17 protein-coding genes are annotated in these 15,922 nt (G+C 57.9%); 12 read left to right on the forward strand and 5 right to left on the reverse strand.

Annotated elements, in window-relative coordinates; genetic code table 11:
- Positions 1–32: 32 nt before the first annotated feature.
- Complete coding sequence (locus tag CU100_RS14090; protein ID WP_106717146.1) at positions 33–386, reverse strand: hypothetical protein; 354 nt, start codon at positions 384–386, stop codon at positions 33–35.
- A gap of 242 nt (positions 387–628) precedes the next feature.
- On the opposite strand from CU100_RS14090, the gene CU100_RS26885 reads away from it, so the two are divergent.
- A complete protein-coding gene (locus tag CU100_RS26885) occupies positions 629–790 on the forward strand; it encodes a hypothetical protein (RefSeq protein ID WP_170113821.1) in 162 nt (53 codons plus the stop codon).
- Here the strand turns inward: CU100_RS26885 and CU100_RS14095 are convergent.
- The gene (locus CU100_RS14095) at positions 784–1,470 is read right to left on the reverse strand and encodes a CerR family C-terminal domain-containing protein (RefSeq protein WP_106717147.1); all 687 of its coding nucleotides are present in this window, start codon (positions 1,468–1,470) and stop codon (positions 784–786) included. The two genes, CU100_RS26885 and CU100_RS14095, sit on opposite strands and share 7 nt — an antisense overlap.
- Positions 1,471–1,561: 91 nt before the next feature.
- Between CU100_RS14095 and CU100_RS14100 the strand changes: the two genes are divergently transcribed.
- Genes CU100_RS14100 through CU100_RS14115 form a run of 4 tightly spaced genes read left to right on the forward strand, consistent with a single transcriptional unit; the run spans position 1,562 to position 6,618 of the window.
- Complete coding sequence (locus tag CU100_RS14100; protein ID WP_106717148.1) at positions 1,562–2,596, forward strand: efflux RND transporter periplasmic adaptor subunit; 1,035 nt, start codon at positions 1,562–1,564, stop codon at positions 2,594–2,596.
- Positions 2,593–4,353 (forward strand): ATP-binding cassette domain-containing protein, encoded by a 1,761-nt coding sequence (locus tag CU100_RS14105; protein ID WP_106717149.1) that lies wholly within the window; start codon positions 2,593–2,595, stop codon positions 4,351–4,353. The genes CU100_RS14100 and CU100_RS14105 overlap by 4 nt, the downstream gene beginning before the upstream one ends.
- Before the next feature lie 2 nt (positions 4,354–4,355).
- Positions 4,356–5,489 (forward strand): ABC transporter permease, encoded by a 1,134-nt coding sequence (locus tag CU100_RS14110; RefSeq protein ID WP_106717150.1) that lies wholly within the window; start codon positions 4,356–4,358, stop codon positions 5,487–5,489.
- Positions 5,490–5,496: 7 nt separating this feature from the next.
- Complete coding sequence (locus CU100_RS14115; protein WP_106717151.1) at positions 5,497–6,618, forward strand: ABC transporter permease; 1,122 nt, start codon at positions 5,497–5,499, stop codon at positions 6,616–6,618.
- Positions 6,619–6,649: 31 nt separating this feature from the next.
- Here CU100_RS14115 and CU100_RS14120 read toward each other — a convergent pair whose 3' ends face one another.
- Positions 6,650–7,237 carry a TetR/AcrR family transcriptional regulator gene (locus tag CU100_RS14120; protein ID WP_183635562.1) on the reverse strand — a complete coding sequence of 196 codons (588 nt, stop codon included), beginning with the start codon at positions 7,235–7,237 and terminating at the stop codon, positions 6,650–6,652.
- 182 nt (positions 7,238–7,419) lie between these two features.
- Between CU100_RS14120 and CU100_RS14125 the strand changes: the two genes are divergently transcribed.
- The 5 genes from CU100_RS14125 to CU100_RS14140 all read left to right on the forward strand — a co-directional run bounded on the left by CU100_RS14125 (position 7,420) and on the right by CU100_RS14140 (position 13,197).
- Positions 7,420–8,643 (forward strand): efflux RND transporter periplasmic adaptor subunit, encoded by a 1,224-nt coding sequence (locus CU100_RS14125; RefSeq protein ID WP_106717282.1) that lies wholly within the window; start codon positions 7,420–7,422, stop codon positions 8,641–8,643.
- 33 nt (positions 8,644–8,676) lie between these two features.
- Complete coding sequence (locus tag CU100_RS14130; RefSeq protein ID WP_106717153.1) at positions 8,677–11,898, forward strand: efflux RND transporter permease subunit; 3,222 nt, start codon at positions 8,677–8,679, stop codon at positions 11,896–11,898.
- Positions 11,899–12,159: 261 nt separating this feature from the next.
- Positions 12,160–12,282 carry a hypothetical protein gene (locus tag CU100_RS27495; RefSeq protein ID WP_280951607.1) on the forward strand — a complete coding sequence of 41 codons (123 nt, stop codon included), beginning with the start codon at positions 12,160–12,162 and terminating at the stop codon, positions 12,280–12,282.
- A 450-nt stretch (positions 12,283–12,732) separates the two neighbouring features.
- A complete protein-coding gene (locus CU100_RS26890; protein WP_170113822.1) occupies positions 12,733–12,885 on the forward strand; it encodes a hypothetical protein in 153 nt (50 codons plus the stop codon).
- 21 nt (positions 12,886–12,906) lie between these two features.
- Positions 12,907–13,197 carry a hypothetical protein gene (locus CU100_RS14140; protein ID WP_407070331.1) on the forward strand — a complete coding sequence of 97 codons (291 nt, stop codon included), beginning with the start codon at positions 12,907–12,909 and terminating at the stop codon, positions 13,195–13,197.
- Positions 13,198–13,248: 51 nt separating this feature from the next.
- Here CU100_RS14140 and CU100_RS14145 read toward each other — a convergent pair whose 3' ends face one another.
- Entirely contained in the window at positions 13,249–13,752 is a 504-nt protein-coding gene (locus CU100_RS14145) for a DUF1236 domain-containing protein (protein WP_106717155.1), read from the reverse strand.
- Between the two features lie 118 nt (positions 13,753–13,870).
- Between CU100_RS14145 and CU100_RS14150 the strand changes: the two genes are divergently transcribed.
- Entirely contained in the window at positions 13,871–15,022 is a 1,152-nt protein-coding gene (locus CU100_RS14150) for a pyridoxal phosphate-dependent aminotransferase (RefSeq protein WP_246709395.1), read from the forward strand.
- A 39-nt stretch (positions 15,023–15,061) separates the two neighbouring features.
- Positions 15,062–15,427, forward strand: coding sequence for a DUF423 domain-containing protein (locus CU100_RS14155; RefSeq protein WP_245419005.1), 366 nt, complete (start codon positions 15,062–15,064; stop codon positions 15,425–15,427).
- 62 nt (positions 15,428–15,489) lie between these two features.
- On the opposite strand, the gene CU100_RS14160 is transcribed toward CU100_RS14155, so the two are convergent.
- Positions 15,490–15,922, reverse strand: a 433-nt coding sequence (locus tag CU100_RS14160; protein WP_407070323.1) for a hypothetical protein, incomplete at its 5' end; no start/stop codon positions are given.

A 15,922-nucleotide genomic window follows, 5' to 3' on the forward strand; every position in this document is an offset into this window, starting at 1 on the left:
AACCGCCTTGCGTGTTTTTCGCCGCAATTGTCTTACTGGTGGCTTCTTCCGCTGCCGCCCATGTAGCCGCTGCCGCTTCGATAATATCTGCGATTGTGGCTCCAGCGACGATCATCGCGCCGCTCTGCCCAATAACGGCGATCGTAACGGTCGCGGCGCCAGTCACGACGGTCGCGGTCACGGCGCCATTCACTATGCCGGCTGCGGTTCCAGCCATAGCGATGACCGGGGGGATTATGCCAGCGACGATGGTGAATATTCTCGACGTTGGACGTTACCTGCAATGGCTGAGGCGATATCGGTGCCGCCAAGGACGAAGCGACCGAGGTCAGAATAACTGCCAGCCCCAGCATGAGCGCCGAAACGGCGGAGAGAATTCTTTGCATTTGATGCCTCCTGTAAGTGGTGCAACCATTGGTGCACCCCTGTCGATGAACTGATGATGAACAATAAAGTTCCGGCCACGCGCTGCCGCTTACCCGCCGCGACGTATGGCTCAACACCACCATGAGATGATCTGGCATTTGCATTCGCAACTGTAAATGGCAGTTGCAAATCTTGAGTGGCGAAGCGGGAACGTTCCTCCTAACTGATCGTTATCGGGCCATCAATCATTCGGAGACCCCACATGACGATACAAACTGTTCCGCAGGATGTTTACCAGCGCCATGAAAGAGAATGGCAGATGTTGCGGGAAGCAATCGCCAAAGCAAAAAAGCAGGCAGACAAGCCCGCTTTCACGATCCCCAGTGACCCCTATCTGAATTCTTCCAAAGACCGACCTCAGTGATTGTCTGACTGGAGCGCTGTTGCCGTTGCCATCAATCCGGCAATGGCAAAGCGCTGAAAATGTTGGACCATCGCTTCCTGCGCCTCGAGCCCGCCGGAGTTTATTCCCGGCAGGATGCGGGTGAATATCTGTTTATTGCCGACCAGCAACATGGCGAAGGGTGCAATGATATTCAACGCGCAGCGGGTGACGACGGGATCGTCATGCGCCAGGCCGAGCATCTCCCCGATAATGCCGGTCACGACCAGCTTTTTGGGCAGGATTTCCTGCTGCACCAACGCGGGAAATGCCGGTGAGGGGGACAGAATCTCGCGGCTGAGAACACGCAGCGCCCAGGAGGACGATGCCGGGCCGATGATCGTACGCGCGATCTGGCCGATGAGCGTTTCCAGCTTGCCAACAGCGTCTCCCGGCCCTTCTGCCAGGGCGACGAGCTTGTCATAGGTCAGGAGCCTGCGATGAGCTTCAATGAGCACTGCGGTATAAAGACCTTCGATCCCGCCATAGTAGTAGTTTACAGCAGCAGAGTTGCTCCCTGCCCGCTCGGCAATTTCCTTGCCGGTGGCACGGTCAAAACCTTTTTCGGCGAAAACGCCGCCGGCGGCCTCCAATATCTGAGCTTTTGTTGTGGCGCCGTCTTCGCGACGGCCGGGTGACGTTCTCGGTGTTTTTCTCGGCATCTGACGACACTACACGACATTTCAAATGATTGAAAGTTAAAATTGAAATTCAAATTTGACTTCTGCGCATTTTTGGCGGTATGATGAAAACATGAAAAAGCCTCTCCGTGTCATCCTTCTTCTTCTTCTCATCGCTGCTATTGGCGGCGGAGCCTGGTGGTATTTGCACCGGCCAGTGCAAAACGATGCCCTGACGCTCTACGGCAATGTGGACCTGCGGCAGGCGACGCTCGCGTTCAATGGCTCCGAGCGCATTGCCGGTGTTCTCGTCGAAGAAGGCGACGTGGTGAAGAAGGGGCAGGTCCTGGCGCGGCTCGATACAAGCCGGCTGTCGCCGCAGGTGCGCGAAGCAGACGCTACTGTCGCCGCCCAGCGCGCCATGGTGATGAAGCTGCGCAATGGCAGCCGCCCTGAAGAAATTGCACAGGCGCGTGCAAATTTGGCATCTGCCAAGGCAGACGCCGCAAACGCCAACATACAATATGAGCGGCGGGCTGCACTGACCGCAACAGCGACGATCAGCAAGCAGGACCTCGATACCGCCAAAGCCGCGGCGGCCGTTGCTGACGCCAAGGTGGAAGTGGCCCAGAGCGCGCTTGATCTTGCCATTGCCGGCCCGCGTGCCGAAGAGCTGCTGCAGGCCGAGGCGCAATTGCGCGGCAGCGAGGCGCAGCTGGCGCTGATACGGCAGGAACTGGAAGACGCGGAACTGATTGCACCCTTCGACGCGGTCGTACGCTCCCGCCTGATGGAGCCGGGCGAAATGGCCGCGCCGGCGAAGCCGGTATTTTCGCTTGCCACGATCGGCACGAAATGGGTGCGGGCCTACGTCTCGGAGGTCAATCTGGGGCATGTGCGCTCCGGCATGCGAGCCAGGATTACTTCCGACAGTTTTCCCGACCGGCCCCTCGATGGCTGGGTGGGGTTCATTTCGCCAATTGCCGAATTTACCCCCAAGACCGTAGAGACGGAAGATTTGCGGTCAAGTCTTGTCTATGAAGTGCGGGTTTTCGTCGCGGACCAGGATGATCTGCTACGGCTCGGCATGCCTGCAACCGTGAAGCTGCTGCCCGATGCGGCGCCAAAGCCCCTGCCCCAGAGTTCCGGTCGCAAGGCAACGCCATGACGGCGACCGCGCCAGCCAATCCCGTTACGGCGCGGACCATCCACAAGAGCTTCCGCCGCGATACGGGAGAGACTGTCAAAGCGCTGGAGGGTGTTTCTTTTGAAGCCCGTCAAGGCACGCTGACCGCGCTCGTAGGTCCGGACGGTGCAGGCAAGACCACTCTGCTGCGGCTGATCGCCGGGCTGATGGTTGCCGATAGCGGCGAACTCTCGGTGCTCGGTGTCGATGTAGCGGCCGACCCGCAGACGATCCAGAACCGGATTGGATACATGCCGCAGAAGTTCGGCCTTTACGAGGATTTGAGCGTCCAGCAGAATCTCGATTTATATGCTGACCTGCATGGCATCACCCGCGAAGAGCGCAGGGAAATATATCCGCGGCTGATGGAAATGACCGATTTGGGCCGCTTTACCCAGCGGCTTGCTGGCAAGCTCTCAGGCGGAATGAAGCAGAAACTCGGTCTTGCCTGCACGCTGGTGCGCTCGCCGGAACTTCTTCTTCTGGATGAGCCGACGGTGGGCGTCGACCCGCTGTCACGGCGGGAATTATGGGAGATCGTCACCAAGCTCGTGCACGATGATGCATTGACGGTCGTTGTCAGCACCTCCTATCTCGATGAGGCGGAGCTTTGCGACCATGCCGTCGTCATGCACCAGGGCAAGGTTCTGGCGCAGGGCAAGCCCGATGAAATCACCGCAACCGCGAAGGATTGCGTCTTCATCGCCACGCCCGGCAAAGGCACGAACGCACGATCGCTGCAAGCGCGGCTCTTTCGCCAGGAGGGCGTGGTCGATGCGGTGCCGGAGGCAGGCAAGGTTCGCGTCGTAAGGCAGCCGGACTTCACGGGCGACATCGGAATCGACGGAAAAGCAGTCGACCTGCAGCCAACCCGGGCGCGTTTCGAGGACGGTTTCATGGTGCTTTTCAGCGCAGTCGCCACCAAGAGCCATTCCAGCGAAGTGGCACTGGACAGGCCGAAGAGTGCAGGCGGCGACGAGATATCGGTAGAAGTCCACGATCTTGTGCGCAAGTTCGGTGATTTCACCGCTGTCGACCATGTCAGCTTTCAGGTGAACCGCGGCGAGATCTACGGCCTGCTCGGGCCCAACGGCGCCGGGAAAAGCACGACGTTTCGCATGCTGTGCGGGCTGATGCCGGCAACCAGCGGCGCCCTGCGGGTCGCCGGGGCGGATCTGCGCACCTCGCGGGCGGAGGCGCGGCAGAAGCTGGGTTATGTCGCGCAGAAATTCTCGCTCTACGGCGATCTTTCCGTCGATGAAAATCTCGACTTCTTCGCCAGTGCCTATGGTTTGCGAGGCCAGAAGAAGCGCGATCGAATCGCGTGGTCGAAAGAGCAGTTCGAGCTTGGCGAACTTGCGACGCTGCCGAGCGGACAATTACCCGGCGGTTTCAAGCAGCGTCTCGCCATGGCCGCGGCGCTGCTGCACGAGCCGGACATTCTGTTTCTCGACGAAGCAACCAGCGGTGCCGACCCGCTTGCCCGGCGCGAATTCTGGGGGCGCATTACCGCGCTTTCCGAGCAAGGCGTAACGGTGATCGTCACCACACATTTCATGGAGGAGGCAGAATATTGCGACCGTATCATCATTCTTGATGCGGGGCGTAATCTTGCGGAGGGTACGCCCGCCGAAATCCGCGGTCATGCCAAGCCGAAGGATGGCGAAGAACCGAACATGGAGGATGCCTTCATCGCCATCGTCGAGGAATCCCGCCGCGATAAAAGGGAGGCAGCGTAACCATGACCGCGTCCAAACGCGGCAGCCTGCGCCGGATACTCGCGCTGGTTCGCAAGGAAAGCTGGCAGGTGGTGCGCGACCCAAGCAGCATCGCCGTCGGGATTGTCATGCCGATGGTCCTGTTGATCCTGTTCGGCTATGGCCTTTCGTTCGATCTGAAAAACCTGCCGGTAGCATTGGTCATGGAGGAATCATCGGCAGAGGCGAGCGCGGCGGTTTCCGGCTTCGAACTGTCGGATTATTTTCAGACGCACCCGGTCAAGACCATGGCGGAGGCAGAACGGCTGCTTGCCGACAAGACAGTGAGCGGCATCGTGCGCATTCCGCCGCAATTTGCCCGCGACGTACAGAACGGTACGGCGGAGATTCAGGTCGTCGTCAATGGCAGCGATGCCAACACGGCGCGTATAGCGCTGGGTTATGCGCAGGGGGCTATCGGCACCTGGCTGGCGCGGGAAGCCTCCGAGGGCAAGCCATTGAACACAGGCGCATCCATCGATCTTCAGACACGGCTTTGGTTCAACACTGCCAATGACAGCACCTATTTTCTGGTGCCGGGGCTGATCGTACTTGTCATGACGCTGATCGGCGCATTGCTGACGGCACTTGTAATAGCGCGCGAATGGGAGCGCGGCACATTCGAAGCGCTGTTCGTGACGCCTGCGCGGCCAGGAGAAATCCTGCTTGGCAAGACCGTTCCATACTTCGTGCTTGGCATGCTGGGATTGGCCCTCTCGGTCATCGGCAGCCAGTTGCTGTTTGGTGTTCCCTTGCGCGGATCGCTGTGGATATTGATCATCGTATCGATGCTATACCTGCTGGTAGCGTTAGGCATCGGGCTCTTGATCTCGTCGCTCACCAAGAATCAGTTCGTGGCGAGCCAGATCACGCTGATCATCACTTTCCTGCCGGCGATGATGCTTTCAGGCTTTATGTTCGACATCAGAAGCATGCCACCTGTCATTCAGGGTTTCACTTACATTTTTCCAGCGCGCTATTTCGTCAGCGTACTGCAGACCCTGTTCCTGGCCGGGGATATCTGGGCCGTTATCCTGCCCAATGCTGCCGTGCTTGCGGCCATGGCAACGTTTCTGATGACCGCAAGCGTCTTCGCCACCCGCAAAAAGCTCGGATGAGGCGGTCATGAGAGAATCATTCTTCCGCATAATCGCGCTGATCCGCAAGGAATTGCTGGCGATGTTCAAGGATCCCAAGAGCCGTTTCGTGCTGGTGCTTCCGCCCATCCTGCAATGTCTGATCTTCGGCTATGCGGCGAGTTACGATCTCAACAATGTGCCCTATGCGTTGCTTGACCACGATCACAGCGCAGCATCCGTCGAGCTGGTCGCAAAGCTGGACGGTTCCGGTATTTTCAGCCGCGTTGCCACATTGCAGCGGACGGCGGATATCAACGAGTACATCAACGACGCGCGCGTCCTTCTGGTCGTGGTCATCGATGAGGATTTCGAAAGACGGCTGATGGCGGGAATGCCCGCGAAATTGCAGGTCATAGCCGATGGGCGCAATTCCAATACTGCTGGCACCGCGCAGAGCTATATAAGCACGATCGCAACGGATTTCACGACCCAGTGGCGCGCACAGAATGGCCAGGAAACGAGCAGTGGTGTCAAGGTCACGACCCGCGCCTGGTATAATCCCAGTCTCGAAACGCGCTGGTACATGATTCCATCATTGATCGGCACGATCACGATGATGATGACTTTGATGCTGACGGCAATGTCCGTAGCCCGCGAACGCGAAGCCGGTACATTCGACCAGCTGTTGGTTACACCATTCCGGCCATCCGAAATAATGGTAGGAAAAGCACTTCCATCCATGCTCGTCGGACTTTCCCAGGCGACGACCATCCTGCTCGTAGCGCAGCTATGGTTCCAGATACCTTTCGCCGGATCCTATTTCATCTTGTATCTTGGCCTTGTGCTCTTCCTCGCGGCGGCGGTGGGTATCGGGCTCTTCATTTCTTCGCTTGCCGGCAATATGCAGCAAGCAATGATCTATTCGTTCATACTGCTGATGCCGTTCATGCTGCTGTCGGGTCTCACGGCGCCCATAGGCAACATGCCGGAAATCCTGCAATACCTGACATTGATCAATCCGTTGCGCTATGCCATCAGCATCACGCACCAGGTTTACCTCGAAGGCGCGGGGTTGAGCCAATTGCTGCCGGAGATGCTCGCTCTTGTAGCGATCGCTGCGGTCACCCTGCCCTTCTCCGCCTGGTTGTTCCGGAACAGGCTAACGTAATCCACCCCTGCCCGCCGAGGATGAACTTCCTCTAGTTCGACCCCGGAAAGGACTTCATGGCAATGTCGATAAGCCGGTAAATTTCATCGCGGGCTGCGCCACTCGACGCCTGGACTGCGGTCCCTTGAGCAATGGTCAGGAGGTAGCGTGCGAGATCGTCCGGATTACTGTCAGCGGGCAGATCGCCCTCGCGCTTGGCCCGTTCGAAGCGCCGGGCCAGCGCCTTCTGCGCCACCTGGCGACGCTCGATGATCGTCTTCTGTATGGCTTCCGCGGCCTCGCTGCACCCCATCGCGGCATTGATACCAAGGCATCCACCGGGATTGCACTCTTCCGTCTGGGCATCGGCAAAACCATGGAGTACGTCAAGCGCGACCACGCGCGCACTCGGCTGTTCAAGCGCCTTCCAGAAGAAGGACATGTAATTTTGTTCATAGCGCTGCAGCGCCATGCGGAACAGCTCTTCCTTGTTGCCGAAAGTTCCGTAGAGGCTTGGCTTGGTGATACCCATGCCATCGGTCAGGTCAGTGATGGACGTGCCTTCATAGCCCTTCCGCCAGAATAGCTCCAAAGCCGTCTGCAAGGCATCATCCGCATCAAATTCCCTGGGCCGCCCCATGGACATTACTCCCTAAAAGAATTATACCGACCGGTATAAAATTCCATTGACAGCTGTTGCATCGCCGCCTTATATCAGCCGTTCTATACCGATCGGTATATAACGTCAATGCTCAATTCGATGTTCGAATTCGGATTCGCCACTCCTCCCATTGGCGGAAACTTCAAAGCAGGATGACCACGATGTCAATCAGCACTCTAAGAAAAAGCCTATACGCCAGCGCCCTGGTTCTCACGCTTGCGACAGCGGGCGGGACTTATCTTCTCGACATGCAGCAGAGCCACGCGGAAGGCGAGAAAAGCCAGGCGGCGCCCGCGCCAGCCACCCCTGTTTCAGTTGCGGTCGTGAAGTCCCAGCCTGTCACACGGTGGAGCGAGTTCTCGGGAAGACTCGAGGCAGTCGACCAGGTGGATGTTCGCTCACGCGTTGCCGGCGCCATCCAGTCGGTTGCCTTCAAGGAAGGTGCAATCGTCAAGCAGGGCGACCTCCTGGTCAAGATCGACCCTGCGCCGTACGAGGCGGAAGTCGCACGTGCAAAGGCACAGGTGGCAGCCGCAGAATCAAAACTTGCCTATGCAAAGGGCGAGCTTGCTCGCGGCAAGCAGCTTGTGACCTCGCGCTTCGCTTCGCAAAGCGACTACGACCAGCGCCTGAATGTTCAGATCAGCGCGCAGGCGGATCTCGAAGCGGCGAAGGCCGTTCTCCAGACCGCGATGCTCAACCTTGACTGGACGGATATACGCGCACCGATCAGCGGCCGCGTTGGCCGTATCGAGATCACGCCGGGCAATCTGATCGCCGCGGGACCAAGCTCGCCGCTCTTGACCTCGCTGGTATCGATCAGCCCGATCTATGCAAGTTTCGAGGCTGATGAGAACGTCGTTGCCAATGCGCTTGCCGATCTTCCGGAAGGCTTGAACAGCCGCGACTTCGTCGACCGAATCCCCGTTCAGATGGATGTTCACAGCAGGGACGGTATCTCCGGCAAGCTGCAACTGATCAATAACAGCGTTGACGCCTCAAGTGGCACGGTCAAGGTTCGCGCTGTCTTCGACAATGCCGATGGTAAGCTAATTCCAGGGCAGTTCGCGAAGGTTCGCATGGGCCAAGCCAACGAGCACAATGAATTGCTGGTCGACGAAAAGGCTGTAGGAACAGATCAGAACAAGAAGTTCGTCATGGTCGTAAACCCCCAGAACGTCGTCGAATACCGCGAAATCTCGCTTGGCGCGAGGACCGATGGTTTGCGGATCGTCACGGCTGGATTGCAGGCGGATGACAAGATCGTGGTCAACGGCCTGCAGCGCATTCGCCCAGGCTCACTCGTCGCCCCGGAGATGGTGGCGATGGGCGGCAAGGCTCCAGACCTGCAGGCGCTGGCGGATCAGGCCAAGGTCAAACAATAATTCAGAGCCCTTCATCGGGCAGGCGGAATTGATATGAACATTTCCAACTTCTTCATTGATCGCCCGATCTTCGCGGGCGTTCTTTCTTTCATCATATTCCTTGGCGGTCTCATCTCGCTGACGACCATGCCCGTTTCGGAATATCCCGACGTTGTGCCCCCATCCATCGTGGTGCGGGCACAATATCCGGGAGCAAACCCGAAAGTCATTGCCGAGACTGTCGCAACGCCGATGGAAGAACAGATCAACGGCGTTGAGGGCATGCTCTACATGGGCAGCCAGGCAACAGCCGACGGCCAGATGACGCTGACTGTCACGTTTGCGCTCGGCACCGATCCGGACAAAGCGCAGCAGCTGGTGCAAAACCGCGTCTCCCAGGCCGAACCACGCCTGCCGGAAGAGGTGCGCAGCCTCGGGATCACCACGGTAAAGAGCTCTCCGGACCTGATGCTCGTGGTCAACCTGATCTCTCCCAATGACCGCTACGACATAACCTATCTGCGCAATTACGCCCTGATCAACATCAAGGACCGCCTCGCCCGCATCAATGGTGTCGGCGACGTGCAGCTGTTCGGGTCAGGCGATTATTCAATGCGCGTCTGGCTCGATCCACAAAAGACGGCCGAACTTGGCCTCTCGGCGACGGACGTTCTGAACGAGATCCGCGCGCAGAACGTCCAGGCCGCCGCCGGCACGATCGGTGCTTCGCCCAACTCGAACGATGTCGACCTGCAACTGACGGTGAATGCCCAAGGACGGCTGCAATCGGAAGAAGAATTCGGTCAGATCATCGTCAAAACCGCCGCCAATGGCGCCATCACCCATCTGAGCGACATCGCCCGTATCGAGCTTGGAGCAGCAGATTATTCGCTACGCTCGCTGCTCGACAACAAGAGCGCCGTCGCCATCCCGATCTTCCAGGCACCGGGCTCGAACGCGATCCAGATCGCCGACGAAGTTCGTGCCGCGATGGACGAGATGAAGCTGACCATGCCGGAAGGCGTGGATTACGAGATCGTCTACGATACAACCCAGTTCGTCCGCGCTTCGATCGAAGCGGTCATCCACACGCTGCTTGAGGCCGTGTTGCTGGTCGTGCTCGTGGTCATCCTCTTCCTGCAGACATGGCGTGCATCGATCATCCCGCTCATCGCGGTTCCGATATCCATTGTCGGAACGTTTGCGGTGATGCATCTGTTCGGCTTCTCGATCAACGCACTCAGCCTGTTCGGTCTTGTCCTCGCCATCGGCATCGTTGTCGACGATGCCATCGTGGTGGTGGAGAATGTCGAGCGTAATATCGAGAACGGCCTGGCGCCGCGTCAGGCGACGATCCAGGCGATGCGCGAGGTTTCCGGGCCGATCATCGCGATTGCACTCGTTCTCGTGGCGGTGTTCGTCCCCCTCGCCTTCATCACCGGACTGACCGGGCAGTTTTACCGGCAGTTCGCGCTGACGATCGCCATCTCGACGGTTATCTCGGCATTCAACTCCCTGACACTATCGCCTGCCCTCGCAGCCTTGCTGTTGAAGGGGCACGATGCGCCGAAAGATCGCCTGACGCGCTTCATGGACTTGACGCTGGGCTGGCTTTTCCGCGGGTTCAATGCAGTGTTCACGCGTGGCGCCAACGGCTACAGCAAGGGTGTACGCGGCGTGATCTCGCGCAAGACGATCATGATGGGCATCTATCTCGTTCTGATCGGTGCAACGGCCTTCATGTTCAAGAGCGTACCGGGCGGTTTCGTGCCGCCGCAGGACAAGCAATATCTCGTCGGCTTCACCCAGCTGCCGGATGGCGCGACGCTCGACCGGACAGAAGCGGTCGTCCGGCGCATCGGTGACATGGCGCTCAAAATTCCAGGCGTGCAAAGCACGATCGCTTTCCCGGGCCTATCCATCGCCGGTTTCACCAACAGCTCCAACGCAGGCGTCGTCTTCGTATCGCTCAAGCCTTTCGAAGAGCGCACAACTCCGGATCTGAGCGCTGGCGCGATCGCAATGGCGCTCAATCAGCAGATTGCCGGCATTCAGGAATCGTTCAGTGCGGTCTTCCCGCCGCCTCCGGTCCAGGGGCTTGGCTCAATCGGCGGGTTCAAGCTGCAAATCGAAGACCGGAATGGTCTCGGCTATCAGGCTCTTGACGATGCCACGAAGGCGTTCCTCGCCAAGGCGGCTACTGCGCCGGAATTGACGGGTCTATTTACAAGCTACCAGATCAATGTTCCCCAGCTCTATGCCGATGTTGATCGTGCAAAGGCACGCCAACTCAACGTCTCGCTGCCGGAAATCTTCAACACACTGCAGATCTATCTTGGTTCGGTCTACGTCAACGACTTCAACAAGTTCGGGCGCACATACTCCGTCCGCATGCAGGCCGAATCCGACTTCCGGGCCAAGGCCGAAGACATCGGTGACCTGAAGGTGCGCTCCGGTTCGGGTGAAATGATCCCGTTGTCGGCGCTCGTCAACGTCTCTTCCAGCGCCGGCCCGGATCGCGCCATGCGTTACAACGGCTTCCTTGCGGCCGATGTGAACGGCAATGCGGCGCCCGGCTACTCCTCGGGCCAGGCGCGCGCTGCGGTGGAAAAGATCGCCGCCGAAACACTCCCGCCCGGGATTGGCTTCGAGTGGACCGAGTTGACCTATCAGGAGATCATCGCCGGCAATTCAGCTTACCTTATTTTCCCGCTGTCGATCCTGCTCGTGTTCCTCGTTCTGGCCGCGCAGTATGAAAGCCTGTCGCTGCCGCTGTCGATCATCATGATCGTGCCGCTCGGATTGCTGGCCGCTCTTGCCGGCGTCTGGCTGACGGCGGGCGACAACAACGTGTTCACGCAGATCGGACTCATCGTTCTGGTTGGACTATCGGCCAAGAATGCCATCCTGATCGTGGAGTTCGCTCGGGAGCTGGAGTTTGCCGGGTCGACGCCATTCAAGGCTGTGATCGAAGCGAGCAGATTGCGGCTGCGGCCGATCCTGATGACGTCGCTGGCATTCATCATGGGTGTGGTGCCGCTCGTCACATCGACAGGGGCCGGTGCTGAAATGCGCAGCGCGATGGGTGTCGCGGTGTTCGCCGGCATGATCGGCGTGACATTGTTCGGACTGTTCATGACACCGGTGTTTTACGTGCTGGTTCGCAGCCTGACGGGCAACCGTCCGCTCAGGCATTCTACCCACGGCAGCAACTTTGCCGGCGAGACCGGTCACAATTCGGGCACGATTGCGCCGACGGCAGTGCCCGCAGAGTAACAAAAAATACCGCGGCGCGGAGCTTGCACAGCTTTCGCGCCGCCGTTGCAAACAACTGAAACTTAAGAATGTTCTGTATTGACGCAGCAAGATCGGATCTGCCGGAAACGGTTTTCACGGCCAAGTTGAACAGTTGAAGAGAACTTTTTGGGTGACAAAAAGTTTCAAACTGTTACAGTTGCGTGACCAAGCCGAAATTCGGCACTGACGATCATGATCCTCTCACCACTTGCGAGGATCGTCCAATCGGGAGCAGTCCTTATGAGCTTTGCCGCAGCAAATGATAACCGCAAGATAAGCGACGGGTTTATTCCGTTCGTGACGTTCGTCGTCTGTACCCAGATAGCAGCCACCATCCTGCTCGCTTTGCCGAATTGGTATTGAAACACGAGCCCACCTCTTCAGGTTTCTCGATGCTGCCGATCCTGGCGGGCATTGTTGTGATTTTCATGATTGCCGGTGTGTTTCTCGCGACCTGACGGCAGCACCCCGTAACGTCTGTATTCAACCAAAGTCTGGCTATGAAACGTCCCTATAATTGGGATAGTGTTGCTTTGTTTTCCGCCAGGAACAGACGATGGGCGGCGATGTCGATGCGCGAGTTCGTGACAATGAGATAGTTAAGTACTTTTCTGCGTCGCTGGATCGGCGTGCGACAGCAACGATTCTGGTTGGCTTTATAGGACCTGCAGCGATATTGATGAACAATCCCGAGATAACTCTGGATTACGATTCTCGTCGCTGGATATTTGTGGCCGTCTCGAGCCTCTGTTGGCTAATGGCCTCGTATGGACTACGTATAACCGGCAAGTTCACGTCAGCACGAGGGTTCAGATGACAAATGAATTGGCCAATCTGCTCACATCGGTCGTCCTAGGTACTCTCTTGGTCGGATATGGTTATTTCGCCTCACTCATCGCCACTGTGGAACGCCATGACCGAGAGCGCGAAGAAAGCGGGCGGCGACATTTCAAACCTGTCCAGTGATTTTCACGCATGTATTTAGCCTTGGCCGGTAAGGACCCCATGAAACTTTTGACTGGTTCAGCGATTTTGCTCACACTTCTCATTGCGGGCTGTGTGTCGATGACCCCGGAAGAGCGGCGCGCGATCGACGGCCAAACCTGTTCATCCTATGGCTTCCGCCGCGGGACGGACGCCTTTGCCAATTGCCTGCTAGACCTGGATCTCGACCGGCGCGCGGCCAGCCGCGCCCAATTGGAGCAAATGCAGTTCAATACCCCATTGATCCTCTACGACAATCGTTATCGCTATCGCTATTATCGGCATCGTCCATAGAAAACACCCGCTCGCCTTTCACAGCGTGCGGGTGCACCAGACCAGTGTGACTTATCGGACCCAGACAACGCGCCGCGTGCCGGTTTCAACCAAAGCCGGTCTATCCTGCACATATACATAGGAATAGCGGGGCTGATCGGGTACAGCGACCAGCGGGATATCGGCCGGAATTACCGTTCCCATCGTAAGATCACCTTCGATGACCACGGGGTCGGTGGGATTGGTCTCGATATAGGAGACCACATCGTCAGGAACCTCCATTGAGCCCTCAGACAGATATACGACCTGACGGTTCTCCATGGAGACGATCACAGGACGGCCCTCAACATAGATGTATCCGTAGCCCGGGCTTTCCGGAATCGGCCGCACCACGACGCTTTCAGGCACCACATAGCCCTGCGACAGGTCACCCTCGATCACAACCGGATCGGCTGGATGGGCGATGACATATTCGCGGGCCGACTGTGGCACTTCGACGACGACACTGTCCTGGGCGCTCGCCAGGCCGGCGCTGGCCATGAATGCTGCTGCAGTAACTAAAAGAACCGTTTTCATTATCTTGCCTCTCTGTTGAACCTGCTTGTCCACAGTGGAGGGAAAACCCCGCGCCCGTGATTTGGTTCCGCCCCGGCCCGCTCTGCGCATGTATGGACGGCGGGAAGGCTGGCGTAAAATGAGTGAAATTTTGCTTTTCGCCAGCGGAAAAACTGATATCGCTGTGGCCATGGAACCGCTGCTGATCCCCCTGATCGATAATCTCCCCTCAACCGTGCCCTTCGTCGGACCCGAAGCGCTGGAGCGCAAACGCGGACGGCCTTTCAAAGCGCGCCTCGGTGCCAATGAAAGCGGCTTCGGCCCGGCGCCGTCAGTCATTGCCGCCATGCGAGATCAGGCGGGTGAGGCCTGGAAATATGCCGATCCAGAGAATTTCGAACTGAAACAGGCATTGTCGAAGCACCTGGGCGTCAAACCTGCCAATGTTGTCGTCGGTGAAGGCGTTGATACCCTGCTTGGGCTGGCCGTGCGCCAATATGTACGGGAAGGCACGCCAGTCGTCACATCACTTGGCGCCTATCCGACGTTCAATTTTCACGTCGCCGGGTTCGGTGGCCGGCTGGTTACCGTTCCCTATCGTGAAGACCGCGAAGATCTTCAAGCCCTGCTTGCAGCAGTGAAGCGCGAAGGTGCGCCACTCGTCTATCTCTCCAATCCTGACAATCCGATGGGAACATGGTGGGATGCGGCGGAGATCGAACACTTCATCGACGCGCTGCCCGAAACCACGATGCTGATTCTCGACGAGGCCTATGGCGAAACCGCGCCAACAGATGCCTTGCCGCCTATCCATGTTGGGCGAAGCAACGTTCTGCGCATGCGAACGTTTTCCAAGGCATACGGACTGGCAGGAATGCGATGCGGCTATGCTATCGGGGCGGACAGGCCAATCCTCGCATTCGACAAGATCCGTAACCACTTCGGGATGAACAGGCTGACGCAAATTGCTGCGTTGGCAGCGCTGGCGGATCAAGAGTATTTGCGCAATGCGGTGGGCAGGATCATCGCCGGGCGCGAGCGTATCGCCGGGATTGCGGCAGATAATGGTCTCCACGCTATCCCCTCAGCCACGAATTTCGTCACGATCGATTGCGGACGGGACGGCCCCTATGCCCTCGCCGTGCTCAATGGACTGATCGAGAATGACGTTTTCGTGCGCAAGCCGATGGCACCTGTACTGGATCGCTGCATCCGGGTGAGTGTCGGACTCCGCGATGAACTCGACTTTTTCGAACAGCAGCTTCCGCAAGCTCTAGCCCGCGTAAAATAGAAACTCGCGCCAACGAGGCTGAACACGGAGAACAACAACTTGGAAATCAACCGGATCTTCGCGAGCTTGGGCGGACTGTTTGGCGCTTCTGGAATTGCTGCCTATGCCGCTGCGGCGCATGGCGGCGCAGGCCACATGAGCACCATCGCGCCGATTTTATTCATTCATGCTCCGGCGTTTCTGGCTCTATCCCTGTTGGCGAAACTCAACCGTGCCGCCCTGTTCGGCGGAGTTGCCCTTGCGCTCGGCTTGCTGTTCTTTGTCGGCGATCTCATCTCGCTTGAGTTTGCAAGCCACCGCCTCTTTCCGTTTGCCGCACCGCTGGGCGGCTCGTTGCTCATTCTCGGCTGGATTATCGTGGCCGGAACAGCATTCAAGGGGCTGGATTTCAGGCGTCCTAGTTGATCAGTGACGACGGGAGAAAGCGAGCAGCGTGCCGGCAAGGCCAAGTGGTCCGACTTGGCTTATTATGGCGTAAAATATTTGAAGAACCCAGCCATGGCAAATATCGCCAATACAAAACCGAGGAGTTGCAGCATCGTGGGAAGATTTTCGATTCTGCCTTTGAGATAAGCTAATCCCTCTTTCAAACTGATGGTATCTCCCTTCACTCCTGAGACATCATCCTTCAAACCCGCCGAGTCTCCTTTCAGGCCTGACACATCTCCTTTGAGGATCGAGACGTCTCCTCTCACCACGATAACATCATCCTTCAAGGTCGAAACGTCGCCCTGGACAGTGGAAACGTCTCCCTTGAGGGTCGAGACGTCTCCTCTCACCACGATAACATCATCCTTCAAGGTCGAAACGTCGCCCTGGACAGTGGAAACGTCTCCCTTGAGGGTCGAGACGTCTCCTCTCACCACGATAACATCATCCTTCAAGGTCGAAACGTCGCCC

Source organism: Phyllobacterium endophyticum, assembly GCF_003010935.1.
GTDB lineage: Bacteria > Pseudomonadota > Alphaproteobacteria > Rhizobiales > Rhizobiaceae > Phyllobacterium > Phyllobacterium endophyticum.

Coding starts and splice junctions, on each gene's coding strand:
- CU100_RS26890 (WP_170113822.1), top strand. CDS start 12,733: ATGACAAATGAATTGGCCAATCTGCTCACATCGGTCGTCCTAGGTACT.
- CU100_RS26885 (WP_170113821.1), top strand. CDS start 629: ATGACGATACAAACTGTTCCGCAGGATGTTTACCAGCGCCATGAAAGA.
- CU100_RS14090 (WP_106717146.1), bottom strand. CDS start 386: ATGCAAAGAATTCTCTCCGCCGTTTCGGCGCTCATGCTGGGGCTGGCA.
- CU100_RS14105 (WP_106717149.1), top strand. CDS start 2,593: ATGACGGCGACCGCGCCAGCCAATCCCGTTACGGCGCGGACCATCCAC.
- CU100_RS14125 (WP_106717282.1), top strand. CDS start 7,420: ATGTCAATCAGCACTCTAAGAAAAAGCCTATACGCCAGCGCCCTGGTT.
- CU100_RS14145 (WP_106717155.1), bottom strand. CDS start 13,752: ATGAAAACGGTTCTTTTAGTTACTGCAGCAGCATTCATGGCCAGCGCC.
- CU100_RS14120 (WP_183635562.1), bottom strand. CDS start 7,237: ATGGGGCGGCCCAGGGAATTTGATGCGGATGATGCCTTGCAGACGGCT.
- CU100_RS14150 (WP_246709395.1), top strand. CDS start 13,871: ATGAGTGAAATTTTGCTTTTCGCCAGCGGAAAAACTGATATCGCTGTG.
- CU100_RS14115 (WP_106717151.1), top strand. CDS start 5,497: ATGAGAGAATCATTCTTCCGCATAATCGCGCTGATCCGCAAGGAATTG.
- CU100_RS27495 (WP_280951607.1), top strand. CDS start 12,160: ATGAGCTTTGCCGCAGCAAATGATAACCGCAAGATAAGCGACGGGTTT.
- CU100_RS14100 (WP_106717148.1), top strand. CDS start 1,562: ATGAAAAAGCCTCTCCGTGTCATCCTTCTTCTTCTTCTCATCGCTGCT.
- CU100_RS14110 (WP_106717150.1), top strand. CDS start 4,356: ATGACCGCGTCCAAACGCGGCAGCCTGCGCCGGATACTCGCGCTGGTT.
- CU100_RS14130 (WP_106717153.1), top strand. CDS start 8,677: ATGAACATTTCCAACTTCTTCATTGATCGCCCGATCTTCGCGGGCGTT.
- CU100_RS14095 (WP_106717147.1), bottom strand. CDS start 1,470: ATGCCGAGAAAAACACCGAGAACGTCACCCGGCCGTCGCGAAGACGGC.